Origin of the sequence: Puniceibacterium sp. IMCC21224, assembly GCF_001038505.1 — a bacterium.
Taxonomy (GTDB): Bacteria; Pseudomonadota; Alphaproteobacteria; order Rhodobacterales; family Rhodobacteraceae; genus Puniceibacterium.
In genome coordinates this window covers 719,417-731,793 of record NZ_LDPY01000001.1, presented here as the reverse complement: position 1 = coordinate 731,793, position 12,377 = coordinate 719,417, and the positions used below count along the sequence as shown (strand labels likewise).

Annotated in this window: 17 protein-coding genes; 14 read left to right on the top strand and 3 right to left on the bottom strand. The window is 60.7% G+C overall.

Annotated elements, in window-relative coordinates; translation table 11 throughout:
* Positions 1-65: 65 nt before the first annotated feature.
* The 9 genes from IMCC21224_RS03320 (at position 66) to recO (ending at position 6,105) form a co-directional block, all read left to right on the top strand.
* Positions 66-818: a pyridoxine 5'-phosphate synthase gene (locus tag IMCC21224_RS03320; protein WP_047994142.1), complete on the top strand. Its 753-nt coding sequence runs from the start codon at positions 66-68 to the stop codon at positions 816-818.
* Positions 815-1,009 carry a hypothetical protein gene (locus tag IMCC21224_RS03315; protein WP_047994141.1) on the top strand — a complete coding sequence of 65 codons (195 nt, stop codon included), beginning with the start codon at positions 815-817 and terminating at the stop codon, positions 1,007-1,009. The genes IMCC21224_RS03320 and IMCC21224_RS03315 overlap by 4 nt, the downstream gene beginning before the upstream one ends.
* On the top strand, positions 1,006-1,428 hold the full coding sequence (acpS, locus tag IMCC21224_RS03310; RefSeq protein WP_047994140.1) for a holo-ACP synthase: 423 nt from the start codon (positions 1,006-1,008) through the stop codon (positions 1,426-1,428). The genes IMCC21224_RS03315 and acpS overlap by 4 nt, the downstream gene beginning before the upstream one ends.
* 167 nt (positions 1,429-1,595) lie before the next feature.
* Complete coding sequence (lepB, locus tag IMCC21224_RS03305) at positions 1,596-2,432, top strand: signal peptidase I (protein ID WP_047994139.1); 837 nt, start codon at positions 1,596-1,598, stop codon at positions 2,430-2,432.
* Positions 2,429-3,118 (top strand): ribonuclease III, encoded by a 690-nt coding sequence (rnc, locus tag IMCC21224_RS03300; protein ID WP_156178095.1) that lies wholly within the window; start codon positions 2,429-2,431, stop codon positions 3,116-3,118. Before lepB ends, rnc begins: the two co-directional genes overlap by 4 nt.
* Positions 3,115-3,984, top strand: coding sequence for a DMT family transporter (locus IMCC21224_RS03295; protein ID WP_047994137.1), 870 nt, complete (start codon positions 3,115-3,117; stop codon positions 3,982-3,984). The genes rnc and IMCC21224_RS03295 overlap by 4 nt, the downstream gene beginning before the upstream one ends.
* A gap of 80 nt (positions 3,985-4,064) precedes the next feature.
* On the top strand, positions 4,065-4,973 hold the full coding sequence (gene era, locus IMCC21224_RS03290) for a GTPase Era (protein WP_047994136.1): 909 nt from the start codon (positions 4,065-4,067) through the stop codon (positions 4,971-4,973).
* On the top strand, positions 4,966-5,304 hold the full coding sequence (locus IMCC21224_RS03285; protein ID WP_047994135.1) for a DUF1491 family protein: 339 nt from the start codon (positions 4,966-4,968) through the stop codon (positions 5,302-5,304). Before era ends, IMCC21224_RS03285 begins: the two co-directional genes overlap by 8 nt.
* Positions 5,305-5,373: 69 nt before the next feature.
* Positions 5,374-6,105, top strand: a complete 732-nt coding sequence (gene recO, locus IMCC21224_RS03280; protein ID WP_047994134.1) for a DNA repair protein RecO — start codon at positions 5,374-5,376, stop codon at positions 6,103-6,105.
* Here recO and IMCC21224_RS03275 read toward each other — a convergent pair.
* Positions 6,083-6,448 (bottom strand): META domain-containing protein, encoded by a 366-nt coding sequence (locus IMCC21224_RS03275; protein WP_231582006.1) that lies wholly within the window; start codon positions 6,446-6,448, stop codon positions 6,083-6,085. The two genes, recO and IMCC21224_RS03275, sit on opposite strands and share 23 nt — an antisense overlap.
* 160 nt (positions 6,449-6,608) lie before the next feature.
* Between IMCC21224_RS03275 and pgsA the strand changes: the two genes are divergently transcribed.
* The 4 genes from pgsA to IMCC21224_RS03255 all read left to right on the top strand — a co-directional run bounded on the left by pgsA (position 6,609) and on the right by IMCC21224_RS03255 (position 8,819).
* Complete coding sequence (pgsA, locus tag IMCC21224_RS03270; RefSeq protein ID WP_047994132.1) at positions 6,609-7,274, top strand: CDP-diacylglycerol--glycerol-3-phosphate 3-phosphatidyltransferase; 666 nt, start codon at positions 6,609-6,611, stop codon at positions 7,272-7,274.
* Positions 7,274-7,519, top strand: a complete 246-nt coding sequence (moaD, locus tag IMCC21224_RS03265) for a molybdopterin converting factor subunit 1 (protein ID WP_047994131.1) — start codon at positions 7,274-7,276, stop codon at positions 7,517-7,519. Before pgsA ends, moaD begins: the two co-directional genes overlap by 1 nt.
* A gap of 4 nt (positions 7,520-7,523) precedes the next feature.
* A complete protein-coding gene (locus tag IMCC21224_RS03260) occupies positions 7,524-7,967 on the top strand; it encodes a molybdenum cofactor biosynthesis protein MoaE (RefSeq protein ID WP_047994130.1) in 444 nt (147 codons plus the stop codon).
* An 81-nt stretch (positions 7,968-8,048) separates the two neighbouring features.
* Positions 8,049-8,819, top strand: coding sequence for an FCD domain-containing protein (locus IMCC21224_RS03255; RefSeq protein WP_047994129.1), 771 nt, complete (start codon positions 8,049-8,051; stop codon positions 8,817-8,819).
* A gap of 115 nt (positions 8,820-8,934) precedes the next feature.
* On the opposite strand, the gene IMCC21224_RS03250 is transcribed toward IMCC21224_RS03255, so the two are convergent.
* Together IMCC21224_RS03250 and IMCC21224_RS03245 are read right to left on the bottom strand one after the other, a co-directional pair.
* Positions 8,935-10,338 (bottom strand): aspartate aminotransferase family protein, encoded by a 1,404-nt coding sequence (locus IMCC21224_RS03250; protein WP_047994128.1) that lies wholly within the window; start codon positions 10,336-10,338, stop codon positions 8,935-8,937.
* Between the two features lie 51 nt (positions 10,339-10,389).
* A complete protein-coding gene (locus tag IMCC21224_RS03245; RefSeq protein WP_047996839.1) occupies positions 10,390-11,079 on the bottom strand; it encodes a GntR family transcriptional regulator in 690 nt (229 codons plus the stop codon).
* Between the two features lie 156 nt (positions 11,080-11,235).
* Between IMCC21224_RS03245 and IMCC21224_RS03240 the strand changes: the two genes are divergently transcribed.
* Positions 11,236-12,321, top strand: coding sequence for a polyamine ABC transporter substrate-binding protein (locus IMCC21224_RS03240; RefSeq protein ID WP_047994127.1), 1,086 nt, complete (start codon positions 11,236-11,238; stop codon positions 12,319-12,321).
* Positions 12,322-12,377 lie beyond the last annotated feature (56 nt).

Sequence of the window (12,377 nt, the reverse complement as noted above, 5' to 3'; positions counted from 1 at the left end):
ATAGTTGGTCCCGCACAACCATCAGAACCGGGCCACAAGACACGACCCCTTTCGGGAGCACAGCCATGACTCAGCCAACCGACCCCCTGCGCCTTGGCGTCAATATCGACCACGTTGCCACCGTGCGCAATGCCCGCGGCGGTGCCACCCCCGATCCGCTGCGCGCCGCCAAGCTGGCGCAAGAGGCCGGTGCCGATGGCATTACCGCGCATCTGCGCGAAGATCGCCGCCACATCTCGGATGCCGACATCGAAGGTCTGATGCAGGTGCTGACGGTTCCGCTAAATTTTGAAATGGCCGCCACAGCCGAGATGCAGAAAATTGCGTTGCGGCATCGACCACACGCCGTCTGCCTCGTGCCGGAAAAACGCGAAGAACGCACCACAGAAGGTGGGTTGGAAGTCGCACGGGACGAGAACCGACTGGCGCATTACATCGCGCCACTGCGCGACGCTGGCTGTCGGGTGTCGATCTTTATCGCAGCGGATCAGCGCCAGATCGAAGCCGCACACCGCATTGGCGCCCAGGTGATCGAGTTACACACCGGCGCATATTGTGACGCCCACGCTGAGGGTGACCTTTCAACCAGAGACCGCGAACTGGAAAAGCTGCGCGAGATGTCTACCTTCGCGCAGAGTCTGGGACTCGAAGTGCACGCGGGCCATGGCCTGACATTTGAGACCGTGAAACCGGTCGCGGCATTCCCTGAGGTCATGGAGCTTAATATCGGACATTTCCTGATCGGTGAGGCTATCTTTCGCGGTCTCGCCTCCGCAATCCATGAAATGCGCCGCCTCATGGACGCCGCACGGGCATGACCCCAAAGCGTTCCGCCACAAAGATTTTCGAAAAAAATCTTGGCAAACGTTTTTTTAAAAGTTTTGTCAAAACTTTTGGCGCGGGTCGCAGATTCAGCGCGCAAAGGCAAGCCGAGGGAGGAATGGCTGTACCCACCGCGTTTTCAGGCATCGGTTCCCATTTCGCTTTTGCCGTTGAACCTGCCCGATGATTCTTGGCATCGGCACAGATCTGACCAATATCGACCGCATCGCCGCAACGTTGGACCGGTTCGGCGACCGCTTTCGCAATCGCATTTTCACAGAAATCGAGCAACGCAAAGCTGAGTCCCGCGCCGACACACCGGGTACCTATGCAAAGCGTTGGGCCGCCAAGGAAGCCTGCTCAAAGGCATTGGGAACTGGCTTGCGCATGGGTATTTCCTGGCGCGACATGGCCGTCGAGAACCTGCGAACGGGACAGCCGGTGATGGCCGTGACTGGCTGGGCCAGAACAAGACTGAACGACATGACACCGCCCGGGCACGAAGCGATCATTCATGTAACCCTGACAGATGACTATCCCTGGGCTCAGGCATTTGTGGTGATCGAAGCACGCCCCCTGAGCGACGCCGAAGATGGCAGCAATTGACTCAGGCGAACAACACGTCGCGTGTCTGCCGCATATGAGCAATCCAAAGCGATGGTGCACGGGATTTCTGGCTGGCCTCGCCGCCGGGTGTTGCGACAGAGCCGCGGGTTGACTCCGGCCACCGCCAGCCGCATGAAGCGCGCAAACGCGATCAGAGGACAATAGTGATGGCATCTCAGGCCGCCAAGCCGAACGGCTTTATCGAAACAGTCAAGACGGTGGTCTATGCGCTGGTGATCGCGGGAGTGTTCCGCACGCTGTTCTTTCAGCCGTTCTGGATTCCCTCGGGTTCGATGAAGGACACGCTGCTGATCGGCGATTTCCTTTTCGTGAACAAGATGGCCTATGGCTATTCCTACGCATCTTGCCCGTCGATTTATCTTCCCGGGATTGGCATCGACATCGACGCCGCCGATATCTGTGGGTTTCTAGATGGCGACAACAGCCGAATCCTGGGCGGCGATCCCGAACGCGGCGATGTGGTGGTCTTTCGCCATCCGGTCACGGGTCGTGATTTTATCAAGCGTCTGATCGGATTGCCCGGCGACACCGTTCAGGTCACGAATGGTGTCCTGATCATCAACGGCACTCCGACCACGGTCGAACAGGCCGGCGTTTTCGAAGAGATTTCCGAACCGCAGGGTCCGCAGGGCCACCGCCCGCGCTGTGCCAATGGCCCCGTCGGAGAGGGTGGCGTCTGTGAAAAGCCGCGCTTTACCGAAACGCTGCCTAATGGGGTCAGCCACGATATTCTGAACATCGGCACACAAGGATCGGACAACACGCCGGTCTTTACGGTACCCGAAGGGCAGTATTTCTTTATGGGTGACAACCGCGACAATTCCTCGGACAGCAGAGTGCCGACACTTGTCGGTGGCGTCGGGTTTGTGCCTTACGAAAATATCGTTGGCCGGGCCGACCGCATCATGTTCTCTTCGGCCGGCCGGTCGATGCTGTATTTCTGGACATGGCGCGCGGACCGGTTCTTCAAGGGTATCAGTTGACACTTTCGGCCGAAATCAAGGCGCTCGAAGAGCGCATCGGCCACCGTTTTACGCGGCCCGCGCTGATCCGCAGCGCGGTCACCCATGCGTCGATGTCCGGGCCCAGTCGCGACGACAATCAGCGGCTTGAATTTCTTGGCGACCGCGTGCTGGGGCTGGTGATGGCCGAGGCATTGCTGGACGGGGATCGCGCCGCCTCTGAGGGGATGCTGGCCCCTCGCTTCAACGCCCTTGTTCGCAAAGAGACCTGCGCTGATGTCGCGCGCCAGATCGACCTTGGTGCCGCCCTCAAACTTGGCCGCTCCGAGATGCTGTCAGGTGGGCGGCGCAAAATGGCATTGCTGGGCGACGCCATGGAGGCGCTGATTGCCGCCGTCTATCTCGATGCCGGATTCGACACTGCCAAGGCGCTGATCCTTCGGCTCTGGGGCGCCCGCATCAGCACCGTCGACGACGACGCCCGTGACGCCAAAACCTCGCTGCAGGAATGGGCTCAGGCGCGCGGCCAACAGCCGCCCCGCTACCTTGAGACTGCCCGCAGCGGCCCTGACCACGAGCCGGTCTTTACCATCCGGGCCGAACTAGCCGACGGCACCGGCGCCGAAGCAACCGCCGGCTCAAAACGTCAGGCCGAACAGGCCGCAGCCAAGGCGCTGCTTGATCGGGTCGAGCCGCCGACATCATGACAGACAACTTTCGGGGCAGCCTCTGGATGCTGCTGGCCATGCTGGGTTTTGGCCTTGAGGACGCATTTTTCAAGCTCGCCACATCATCGGTTTCGGCCGGCATGGGCACGGTGATTTTCGGGTTGCTCGCGCTCGCCATCTGCATTGCTGTCGCGCGCTCCCGGCAGGTGCCGCTCTGGCATCCAGCCTATCTGCGCCGGGGCCTGCTGATCCGCACTGGCTTTGAAATCCTTGGCCGGTTGTTTTTCGCGCTTAGCCTCGCTTACACGCCACTCTCCACGACCTCGGCAATTCTACAGGCGGCACCGCTGATGGTGATGCTGGGCGCGGCGATTGTCCTGGGCGAAACGATCGGCCCTCGGCGTTGGATCGCCATGGCAGTTGGATTCGCCGGGGTCATGCTTATCATCCGGCCGTCGCCAGCCGGGATTGAGCCGAACGCCGTCTTTGCTCTGCTGGGCATGATCGGTTTTGCCGGCCGCGACCTTGCAACCCGCACCGCACCGCCCGAAGTACACAGCGCGCAGCTTGGCCTGCTGGGGTTCGCGGTGGTCACGTTTGCCGGTCTCGTCATCCTTTGCTTCGAACCCGGCGCGCCGACGTTACCCGATATGCGCGCGGCGACCCTGTTATGTGGCACCGCGACATGCGGCGTGGTGGGATATACCGCGTTGACAGCCGCGATGCGCGCCGGAGAGGTATCGGTGGTGGCGCCGTTCCGATACAGTCGTCTTATCGTAGCATTGATCATCGCCGTCACAGTCTTTGGCGAACGGCCCGACATACTGACCCTGACCGGTGCCGCGCTGATCATGGCGTCGGGGATCTATTCGCTATGGCGCGATGGCCTGCGTCAACGCACCTGACGTCCGGTTCTATTTCAACCTCTGGCCCTGACGCCGGAATTCGCTTATATCCGCGTCTTCGCAACTCGGGAACACACCGCATGACCCATCGCGCCGGATTCGTCGCCCTGATCGGAGAGCCCAACGCGGGCAAATCCACCCTGACCAATCGCATGGTCGGCGCCAAGGTCAGCATCGTCACTCACAAGGTCCAGACCACCCGCGCCCGCATTCGCGGCGTCGCGATCGAGGATGAGACCCAGATCGTTCTGGTTGACACCCCTGGCCTCTTTGCACCGCGCCGCAGGCTTGACCGCGCCATGGTCGCCGCCGCCTGGTCCGGGGCCGCCGATGCCGATATCGTGGTTCTGCTGATCGAGGCACATCGCGGCATTTCAAAGGGTGTCGAAAGCATTCTCAAAGGGCTTTCCAATCTGGGTGCGCGTCGCCCCGTCGCCCTCGCCATCAACAAGATCGACAAGGTCAAGGCCGAGGTCCTTCTGGAACTCAGCCAGAAAATGAACGAAGGCTACCCCTTTGCCAAAACCTTTATGATTTCGGCCGAACGCGGCTACGGCGTTGACGATCTCAAGCAATGGCTGGCAGCAGAGCTGCCCGAGGGGCACTGGCTATACCCCGAGGACCAGATCGCCGACCTGCCGATGCGGATGATCGCAGCCGAGATCACGCGCGAGAAACTGACCCTGCGCCTGCATCAGGAACTGCCCTACCAACTGACCGTTGAAACCGATCACTGGACCGAACGCGATGACGGTACCGCCCGAATCGACCAGGTGATCTACGTTGCCCGCGACGGTCACAAAGGCATCCTGCTAGGCCACAGGGGTGAGACGATCAAGGCGGTATCACAAGCCTCCCGCGCCGAGTTAGAAGAGTTTCTAGGCCGCAAGGTTCACCTGTTCCTTCAGGTCAAGGTACGGGAAAAGTGGCTCGAGGAATCCGAGCGGTATTCGGAGATGGGCCTGAACTTCAAGGACGGCAATGTCTGAACCACGGCTGTCGGCCAGCTTTTGGGTGCAGGCCTATATGCGTCGCTTGTCGCTGTACGACATTCCTGCCTTTGTGGTGGCACATGGCGATGACACGGCAGGCGCGGTTCTGGTCACACTCAATACGCTGGACGGTCAGGCGCAGATCTTTTCCCGCAGCTTTGATTTGATGTCGGATCGGCGCCAGTGGGTCGAGATGGCCCATGGTCCCGAGGCTGAGATGGCCGAAACCATCGCCCGCCAGCGCCGCACCGACCCCGACCTTTGGGTGATCGAGGTTGAGGATCGGCAGGGACGCCATTTACTGGACCAGCCCGGCCTGTCTGACTGATCTTCTGCCGATCAGACGCGCCCCGTTCTGCCCCTTGCGCTGGGTGGCGATCCCACACACTCTGACCTTATGGATTGGCGCGACACCGGTATACTTCTTTGCACCCGCAGGCATGGCGAAACCTCAGCCATACTAGAGGTGTTCACACCCCAGCGCGGTCGTCATGCGGGTGTGCTACGGGGGGCCACATCGCGCCGGATCGCACCGATCCTGCAACCCGGTGCGCAACTTGACCTTAGCTGGCGTGCCCGGCTCGAAGATCACATCGGCAGCTTCACGGTCGAACCCCAGCGCAGCCGCGCAGCGCAGGCCATGGGCGACCGTCTGTCATTGGCCGGGCTGAACGCCGTGACCGCCCTGCTGGCGTTTTGCCTGCCCGAACGCGAGGCGCATCCGCGCCTTTATACCCGGACCGAGGCTCTTCTCGACCTGCTGGGGCAGCCGGATATCTGGCCACTGGCCTATCTGAGGTGGGAAATGGCTCTGTTGGACGAGATGGGCTTTGGCCTTGATTTGACGGCCTGCGCCGCCAATGGCAGCAACGACCAACTGATTTATGTTTCGCCCAAAACGGGCCGCGCGGTGTCAGCGTCAGGTGCGGGGGAATGGGCAGACCGGCTTTTGCCGCTGCCGCCAGTGATGTTGGGTCTGGGGAGGGGGCCGGACGACGAAGTGCTAACTGCGCTTAGCACCACCGGGCATTTCATGCACAGCCGTCTGGCATCCGCGCTGGGGGATCGGCCCCTGCCCAGCGCGCGCGCCGCGCTGGTCGACCGAATCAGTCGTCAGGCCGCAGGATAAAAACCAGCTCGTCCCCGTCCCAGACCGACAGAATCAGGCGATCCCCATCGACGCGGGCCAACTCCATCCGCGACAGCAGATCTAGAAACTGCGCCTCGGCCTGCTGATCTGGGCAGCTAAGACGGGTGACAATCAGCGGACCGGCTTCGAACCACGGATAAGGCACCCTCTGCGCAGCGGAAAACCTGTTGCACGGTCCCTGACCTTCGATTCGGCCCGGCCGTGGAAACATCAGCGCAACCTTGGCCGGAAACGGCGCCCCATTGACGGCCTGCAACTCCCAGGTTCGCTCACCGGCGCCATAGGAAAACACGGTCTCGTCCGCCGCGCAGGCAGACAGCATCAGGCTACAAAGGAAAAGGGCTCGCCACATGGCGCAGGACTAGCGCCTAAACCGGCCATGTGAAACCGCGAAAACTGGTTTCAGCCGCCTTACGCCGTTGGCTGGGGCTACGCTTCTGCACTATCTTCCCTGTGCCTGCGATACGCGCTAGGTACGTCTCATGACATGGACGGTTCCGAATATCCTGACAGCGCTTCGCCTGGCTGCGGCCCCGGCGGTTGCCGTGATGTTCCTGTATTTTGAACGCCCCTATGCCGACTGGTTCGCCCTGACGCTGTTTGTCAGCGCGGCAATCACCGACTGGTTCGACGGCTACCTTGCCCGCGCCTGGAGTCAACAAACCAAAGTCGGTGCCATGCTCGATCCCATCGCAGACAAGGCGATGGTGGTGATCGCGCTGATGGTCATTGTCGGCTATTCCTCAATGTCGCCCTGGCTGGTCCTGCCCGCCACCTTCATCCTGTTCCGCGAGGTGTTTGTTTCGGGTCTGCGCGAATACCTGGGCGACACCGCGGGCACGCTCAAGGTGACCAAGCTGGCCAAATGGAAGACCACGTTGCAGATGATCGCGATTGCCGTTCTGTTTGCCCAAGGGGTGTTCGAACATTATCTGGGTATGTCCGCCTGGGGCATGGATCCCCAGATGTTCACGGATATTATGGCCGGCCGGGTCGAGGACCTGCACGGCCTCTGGTGGAAAGAACTGGGCATGGTCTGGGCCGGGCATGTCGGTCTGGTGCTATTGTGGATCGCAGCAGCGCTGACGCTGATCACCGGCTGTGACTACCTGCTCAAGGCGCGCCCCTATCTGAGAGAGGATCACTGATGGATGTTTTGTATTTTGCCTGGGTGCGCGAACGCATCGGTCTCCCGAAAGAGCGTATAGACACCCAAGCCGCCACCGTCGCTGATCTTGTCACTGAACTGATCGCGCGCGAAGACCGCTATGCCGCAGCGTTCAGCGATCTCTCTGCGTTACGCGTCGCCGTCGATCAGGAACTGACCGATTTTGATGCGTCGCTGGCCGGTGTGCGCGAAGTGGCGTTTTTCCCCCCGATGACCGGGGGTTAGACGAATGCGGATTGTCGTGCAGGAGGCGCCGTTCGATCTGGGCGCAGAGGCCAATACATTCGCCGCCGCCCGCACAGACATGGGCGCAATCGTGACCTTTACCGGCGTGGTGCGCGACGTGGCGCAGGGTGATCTGAGCATGATGGAGATCGAACACTACCCAGGCATGACTCAAAAGGCCCTGACCACTATCGCCGAAGAGGCTGTGCAACGCTGGTCATTGGGGGATGTGCTGGTGATTCACCGCTACGGTCGGCTTGCCCCCGGCGATCGCATCATGATGGTTGCCACCGCCGCACCGCACCGCCGCAATGCCTTTGAAGCGGCGGATTTCCTGATGGACTACCTCAAATCCCGCGCGCCGTTCTGGAAAAAGGAACACGGGACCAAGGCCGCGGATTGGGTCGCGGCCAAGGCCGACGACGAGGACGCCCTGAACCGTTGGTAGCGCCTGTGCGCGGGGGGGCGTACGCTTGCACAAAATCCGGGCACATCCTATGAATCCTGATGTGCCCGCAAGGATACCGTCATGCCGTTCCATCGTGTCCAGCCCGAAAAGCTCTCTGTTGCAGTTACCCGCCAGATTGAAAAGCTGATCCTGCGGGGCATTCTGCGCCCCGGCGAGCGCCTTCCAGCCGAGCGGGAACTGGCCGAACGCCTCGGCGTCTCTCGCCCTTCACTGCGCGAATCCCTGGCCGACCTGTCTGACCGGGGCCTGCTAACCAGCCGCGCGGGGGCCGGGATCTTTGTCGCGGACGTCCTTGGGTCGGCGTTTTCCGATGCGCTGATAACGCTGTTCGCATCCCATGACGAAGCCGTCTTTGACTACCTTTCCTTTCGCCGCGACATGGAGGGGCTGGCGGCGGAACGCGCAGCGCGAATGGGGTCTGATACTGACCTTCAGGTGATCCAGACCGTGTTTGAACAAATGGAAACTGCCCATTCCAAACGCAACCCGACAGACGAGGCCCAACTGGACGCCGATTTCCACCTTGCCATCATCGAGGCAAGCCATAACGTGATCATGCTGCACATGATGCGGTCAATGTACCAGCTGCTGCGCGAAGGCGTGTTCTACAACCGCCAGATCATGTTCAAACAGCGTACCACCCGATCCGCCCTTCTGGACCAGCACCGTGCCATCAATGTGGCCTTGCAGGCGCGCGATCCCGCCGCCTCACGCGTCGCAGTCGAGGCCCATCTCGACTATGTCGAAACCGCCCTGGCCGAGGATCGCAAGGCCGAGCGCCACGAAGAGATTGCGCGCCAACGCTATGAAAGGGTCAAAGGTCGCGTCTAAGCGCTCAGCGGTCGTGGCGTTGCCCCTGTTGCTGTTTCGATGCGCCCGCAGGCCAGGCATCTGGCACATCTGGCGACGCAGGCTTGCATCGCCAGAGGGGTCATGCAACCGCCGGTCAGGCAGCCGGGCGCGCCTTGAACAACCCCCGTTCGCGCAGCGTCGCATAGGCTTCGTCCAGCGATTTCCAGGCGCGTTCGATCAGGGTATCAATCTCGGATTTCGAGATGACCAACGGCGGAGAGATGATCATCCGGTCCCCCACGTGGCGCATGATCAGATTGTTGGCAAAGCAGCGCTCGCGGCAGATGTAGCCAACCGTGCCCTCTTCGGCCTCAAAGACCGCGCGCGACGCCTTGTCCGGGGTCAGGGCGATTGAGCCCATCATGCCCACAATCTGCGCCTCGCCGACCATCGGATGTTCTGTCAGGGATTCGAATTTTTCCCTGAGATAGGGGCCAGTATCCTGCTGAACACGGGTGATGATCTGCTCTTCTTCCAGAATACGCAGATTCTCGAGCGCGACGGCACAGGCCACCGGATGGCCGGAATAAGTGTAGCCGTGATTGAATTCGGCGTTGCCGATCACCTCGGCCACCTCGTCGCAGACAATCGAACCGCCAATCGGCATGTAGCCCGACGACAACCCCTTGGCGATGGTCATGATATGCGGTTTGATCCCCATGGTCTGCGAACCGAACCAGTTGCCGGCCCGGCCAAAGCCGCAGATCACCTCGTCCGCGATCAGCAGGATATCATGTGCGTCGCAAATGCGCTGGATTTCGGGCCAGTAGGTGGTCGGTGGGATAATCACGCCACCCGCACCCTGGACCGGTTCGGCGATAAAAGCGGCGACTCGGTCGGCACCCAATTCCTCGATCGCTGTTTCCAGTTCGCGGGCCCGCATCCGGCCAAAGTCGTCGGGCGTCATGTCGCCGCCTTCGGCCCACCAGTTCGGTTGACCGACGTGGTGGATGTCGGGGATCGGCATACCACCCTGGGCGTGCATCCCCTTCATACCGCCCAGCGAACCAGAGCCGACCGACGAACCATGATAGGCGTTCCAACGCGAAACCACGATGTTCTTGCCCGGCTTGCCCTTCAGATCCCAGTACGTGCGCACCATCCGCAGATTGGTGTCATTCGCCTCGGATCCCGATCCGGCAAAGAACACATGGTTCAGATCACCCGGAGCAAGCTCAGCCAGTTTGGCAGACAAGGCGATGGCTGGCACGTGGCTGGTCTGAAAGAACGTGTTGTAAAACGGCAGTTCCTGCATCTGACGTGCAGCGGCATCCACCAACTCTTTGCGGCCATAGCCGACATTGACGCACCACAGCCCGGCCATCCCGTCAAGGATGCGGTTTCCGTCGCTGTCGTTCAGCCAGCAACCATCAGCACGGGTGATAATCCGCGCACCCTTGGCCCCCAGTTCCGCGTTATTGGTAAAGGGATGCATGTGATGGGCCGTGTCCAGCGCCTGCAACTCTGCGGTCGGCATATTGGTCGAAATCAGCGTCATGACATGCGCCTTTCACTATCAGTGGGAAGTTGGCGCCAGAATATGATCAAATTATTCCGTGTCAATCGAATCACTCAGACCGGCGCGGATCTGATCCATTCCCTGAACCACGTCCCCCTCCATCGCGCGGGCGGCTGCCACCGGGTCGCCCAATTCAAAGGCATTGATCAGATCTTTGTGCATATCGGGCAGATTTCGCGTGCCAAACAATCCGCAAACCACCCGCAACGACGGGCCAAAGCGCAGCCACAGCCCTTCGACGAGCGCGGTCAGGATCGGGGCCTGTGCTATGCCGTTGATCGCCGCATGAAAGTCGTGATTCTCTTCGAGATAGCCACGCACATCGCCGCGCGCGATCGCCCTGTCGAGCCGGGCATCACAGTCGCGCAGGGCCGCAACTTGGGCGCTGGTGATGCGTGCCGTAGCCATGCGCGCCAGTTCAGGTTCAAGCGCGCGGCGTGCCACGGTAAGCTCGTCAATCGCTGACCGGTCCAGTACAGGCACGCAGATCCGTCGATTTCCCTGAAACTCCAGCGCGCCTTCGGCAGTCAGACGCCGCAAGGCTTCGCGCACCGGGGTCATGCCGACATCCAGGCTTTGTGTCAGTCCCTGGATCGTCACGGCCTGCCCCGGCTCCAACTCTCCGAACAGCACTTTCTTACGCAGGGCGCGGTAGACCTGTTCATGCACAGGGACCCCCGCGCTGTCGGCCGACTCTTCGTGTTCTGCCCGCAAATTCATCACATGACCCCGACCGGCGCCGCCTAACCTTGGTGAACCTGCATCTTGCACCGGTCCCTGCGGCATGAAAACATCTTGTTGTTGCCATAGTCGGCAATATTTGATCAAATTCAAGATCAGAGGGGAACAATATCCCCAGATCAACGGGAGCAAACGATGAAAACACCTCTGCTGAGTATCACAGCGACCCTCGCCCTGACCGCAGCGGCGGTTCAGGCCGAAGAGGTCCGCGTTTACAACTGGTCCGACTATATCGACGAAGAATTGCTGGCCAAGTTCGAGTCCGAAACCGGGATCGACCTGATCTACGACGTGTTTGACAGCAACGAAGTGCTGGAAACCAAGATGCTGGCCGGTGGGTCGGGCTATGACGTTGTGGTGCCGACAGGCACCTTCCTTCAGCGTCAGATCATGGCCGGCGCGTTCCAGGAACTCGACAAATCCAAGCTGCCCAATATCGCGAATATGTGGGCCGATATCGAACAGCGCACCGTCCAATACGACCCCGGCAACGCCTATTCGATCAACTATATGTGGGGCACCACCGGCATTGGCGCCAACGTCAGCAAAGTGACCGAGGTTCTGGGCGAAGATGCGCCGCTCGATTCGCTCGAGCTGGTGTTCAACCCGGAAAACATGGAAAAGCTGGCCACCTGCGGCGTCTATTTCCTTGATGCCCCGACCGAGATGATCCCTGCCGCGCTGAAATTTATCGGCGAAGACCCCGACAGCAAGGACCCCGAAAAACTGGAGCTGGCCGGCGAAGTCCTGGTCAAGGTTCAGCCATATGTGACCAAGTTCAACAGTTCGGAATACATCAACGCGCTGGCCAATGGCGACATCTGCGTGGCGTTCGGCTGGTCGGGTGACATCCTTCAATCCCGCGACCGTGCCGCCGAAGCCGACAACGGGGTCGAGGTTGTCTTTAACGCGCCCAAGGAAGGCGCGCTGATGTGGTTCGACCAAATGGCGATCCCGGTCGATGCACCGAACCCTGATGGCGCGCTTAAGTTCCTGAACTTCATCATGGACGCGCAGAACATGGCGGCGGCATCAAACTATGTCTACTACGCCAACGGCAACAAAGCGTCGCAGGAATTCCTGATCGAAGATGTGATCGGCGATCCGGCGATCTATCCCGGCGAAGAGACCATCAAGAACCTCTACACCGTCTCGCCCTATGACCCCAAAATCCAGCGCGTGGTCACGCGCCTTTGGACCAGAGTCAAATCCGGCACCTAAGCCGATACATTCCGGCCCGCGCGATACCCCGCGCGGGCCTTTCTCTTTGCCGGATA

Bases quoted from the DNA above. Each gene is read 5' to 3' on its own strand.
- IMCC21224_RS03285 (WP_047994135.1), top strand. From the start codon at position 4,966: ATGTCTGAACCACGGCTGTCGGCCAGCTTTTGGGTGCAGGCCTATATG.
- IMCC21224_RS03250 (WP_047994128.1), bottom strand. From the start codon at position 10,338: ATGACGCTGATTTCGACCAATATGCCGACCGCAGAGTTGCAGGCGCTG.
- moaD (WP_047994131.1), top strand. From the start codon at position 7,274: ATGGATGTTTTGTATTTTGCCTGGGTGCGCGAACGCATCGGTCTCCCG.
- IMCC21224_RS03320 (WP_047994142.1), top strand. From the start codon at position 66: ATGACTCAGCCAACCGACCCCCTGCGCCTTGGCGTCAATATCGACCAC.
- recO (WP_047994134.1), top strand. From the start codon at position 5,374: ATGGATTGGCGCGACACCGGTATACTTCTTTGCACCCGCAGGCATGGC.
- IMCC21224_RS03255 (WP_047994129.1), top strand. From the start codon at position 8,049: ATGCCGTTCCATCGTGTCCAGCCCGAAAAGCTCTCTGTTGCAGTTACC.
- IMCC21224_RS03240 (WP_047994127.1), top strand. From the start codon at position 11,236: ATGAAAACACCTCTGCTGAGTATCACAGCGACCCTCGCCCTGACCGCA.
- pgsA (WP_047994132.1), top strand. From the start codon at position 6,609: ATGACATGGACGGTTCCGAATATCCTGACAGCGCTTCGCCTGGCTGCG.
- IMCC21224_RS03315 (WP_047994141.1), top strand. From the start codon at position 815: ATGACCCCAAAGCGTTCCGCCACAAAGATTTTCGAAAAAAATCTTGGC.
- IMCC21224_RS03245 (WP_047996839.1), bottom strand. From the start codon at position 11,079: ATGAATTTGCGGGCAGAACACGAAGAGTCGGCCGACAGCGCGGGGGTC.
- IMCC21224_RS03260 (WP_047994130.1), top strand. From the start codon at position 7,524: ATGCGGATTGTCGTGCAGGAGGCGCCGTTCGATCTGGGCGCAGAGGCC.
- lepB (WP_047994139.1), top strand. From the start codon at position 1,596: ATGGCATCTCAGGCCGCCAAGCCGAACGGCTTTATCGAAACAGTCAAG.
- acpS (WP_047994140.1), top strand. From the start codon at position 1,006: ATGATTCTTGGCATCGGCACAGATCTGACCAATATCGACCGCATCGCC.
- era (WP_047994136.1), top strand. From the start codon at position 4,065: ATGACCCATCGCGCCGGATTCGTCGCCCTGATCGGAGAGCCCAACGCG.
- IMCC21224_RS03275 (WP_231582006.1), bottom strand. From the start codon at position 6,448: ATGCTGTCTGCCTGCGCGGCGGACGAGACCGTGTTTTCCTATGGCGCC.
- IMCC21224_RS03295 (WP_047994137.1), top strand. From the start codon at position 3,115: ATGACAGACAACTTTCGGGGCAGCCTCTGGATGCTGCTGGCCATGCTG.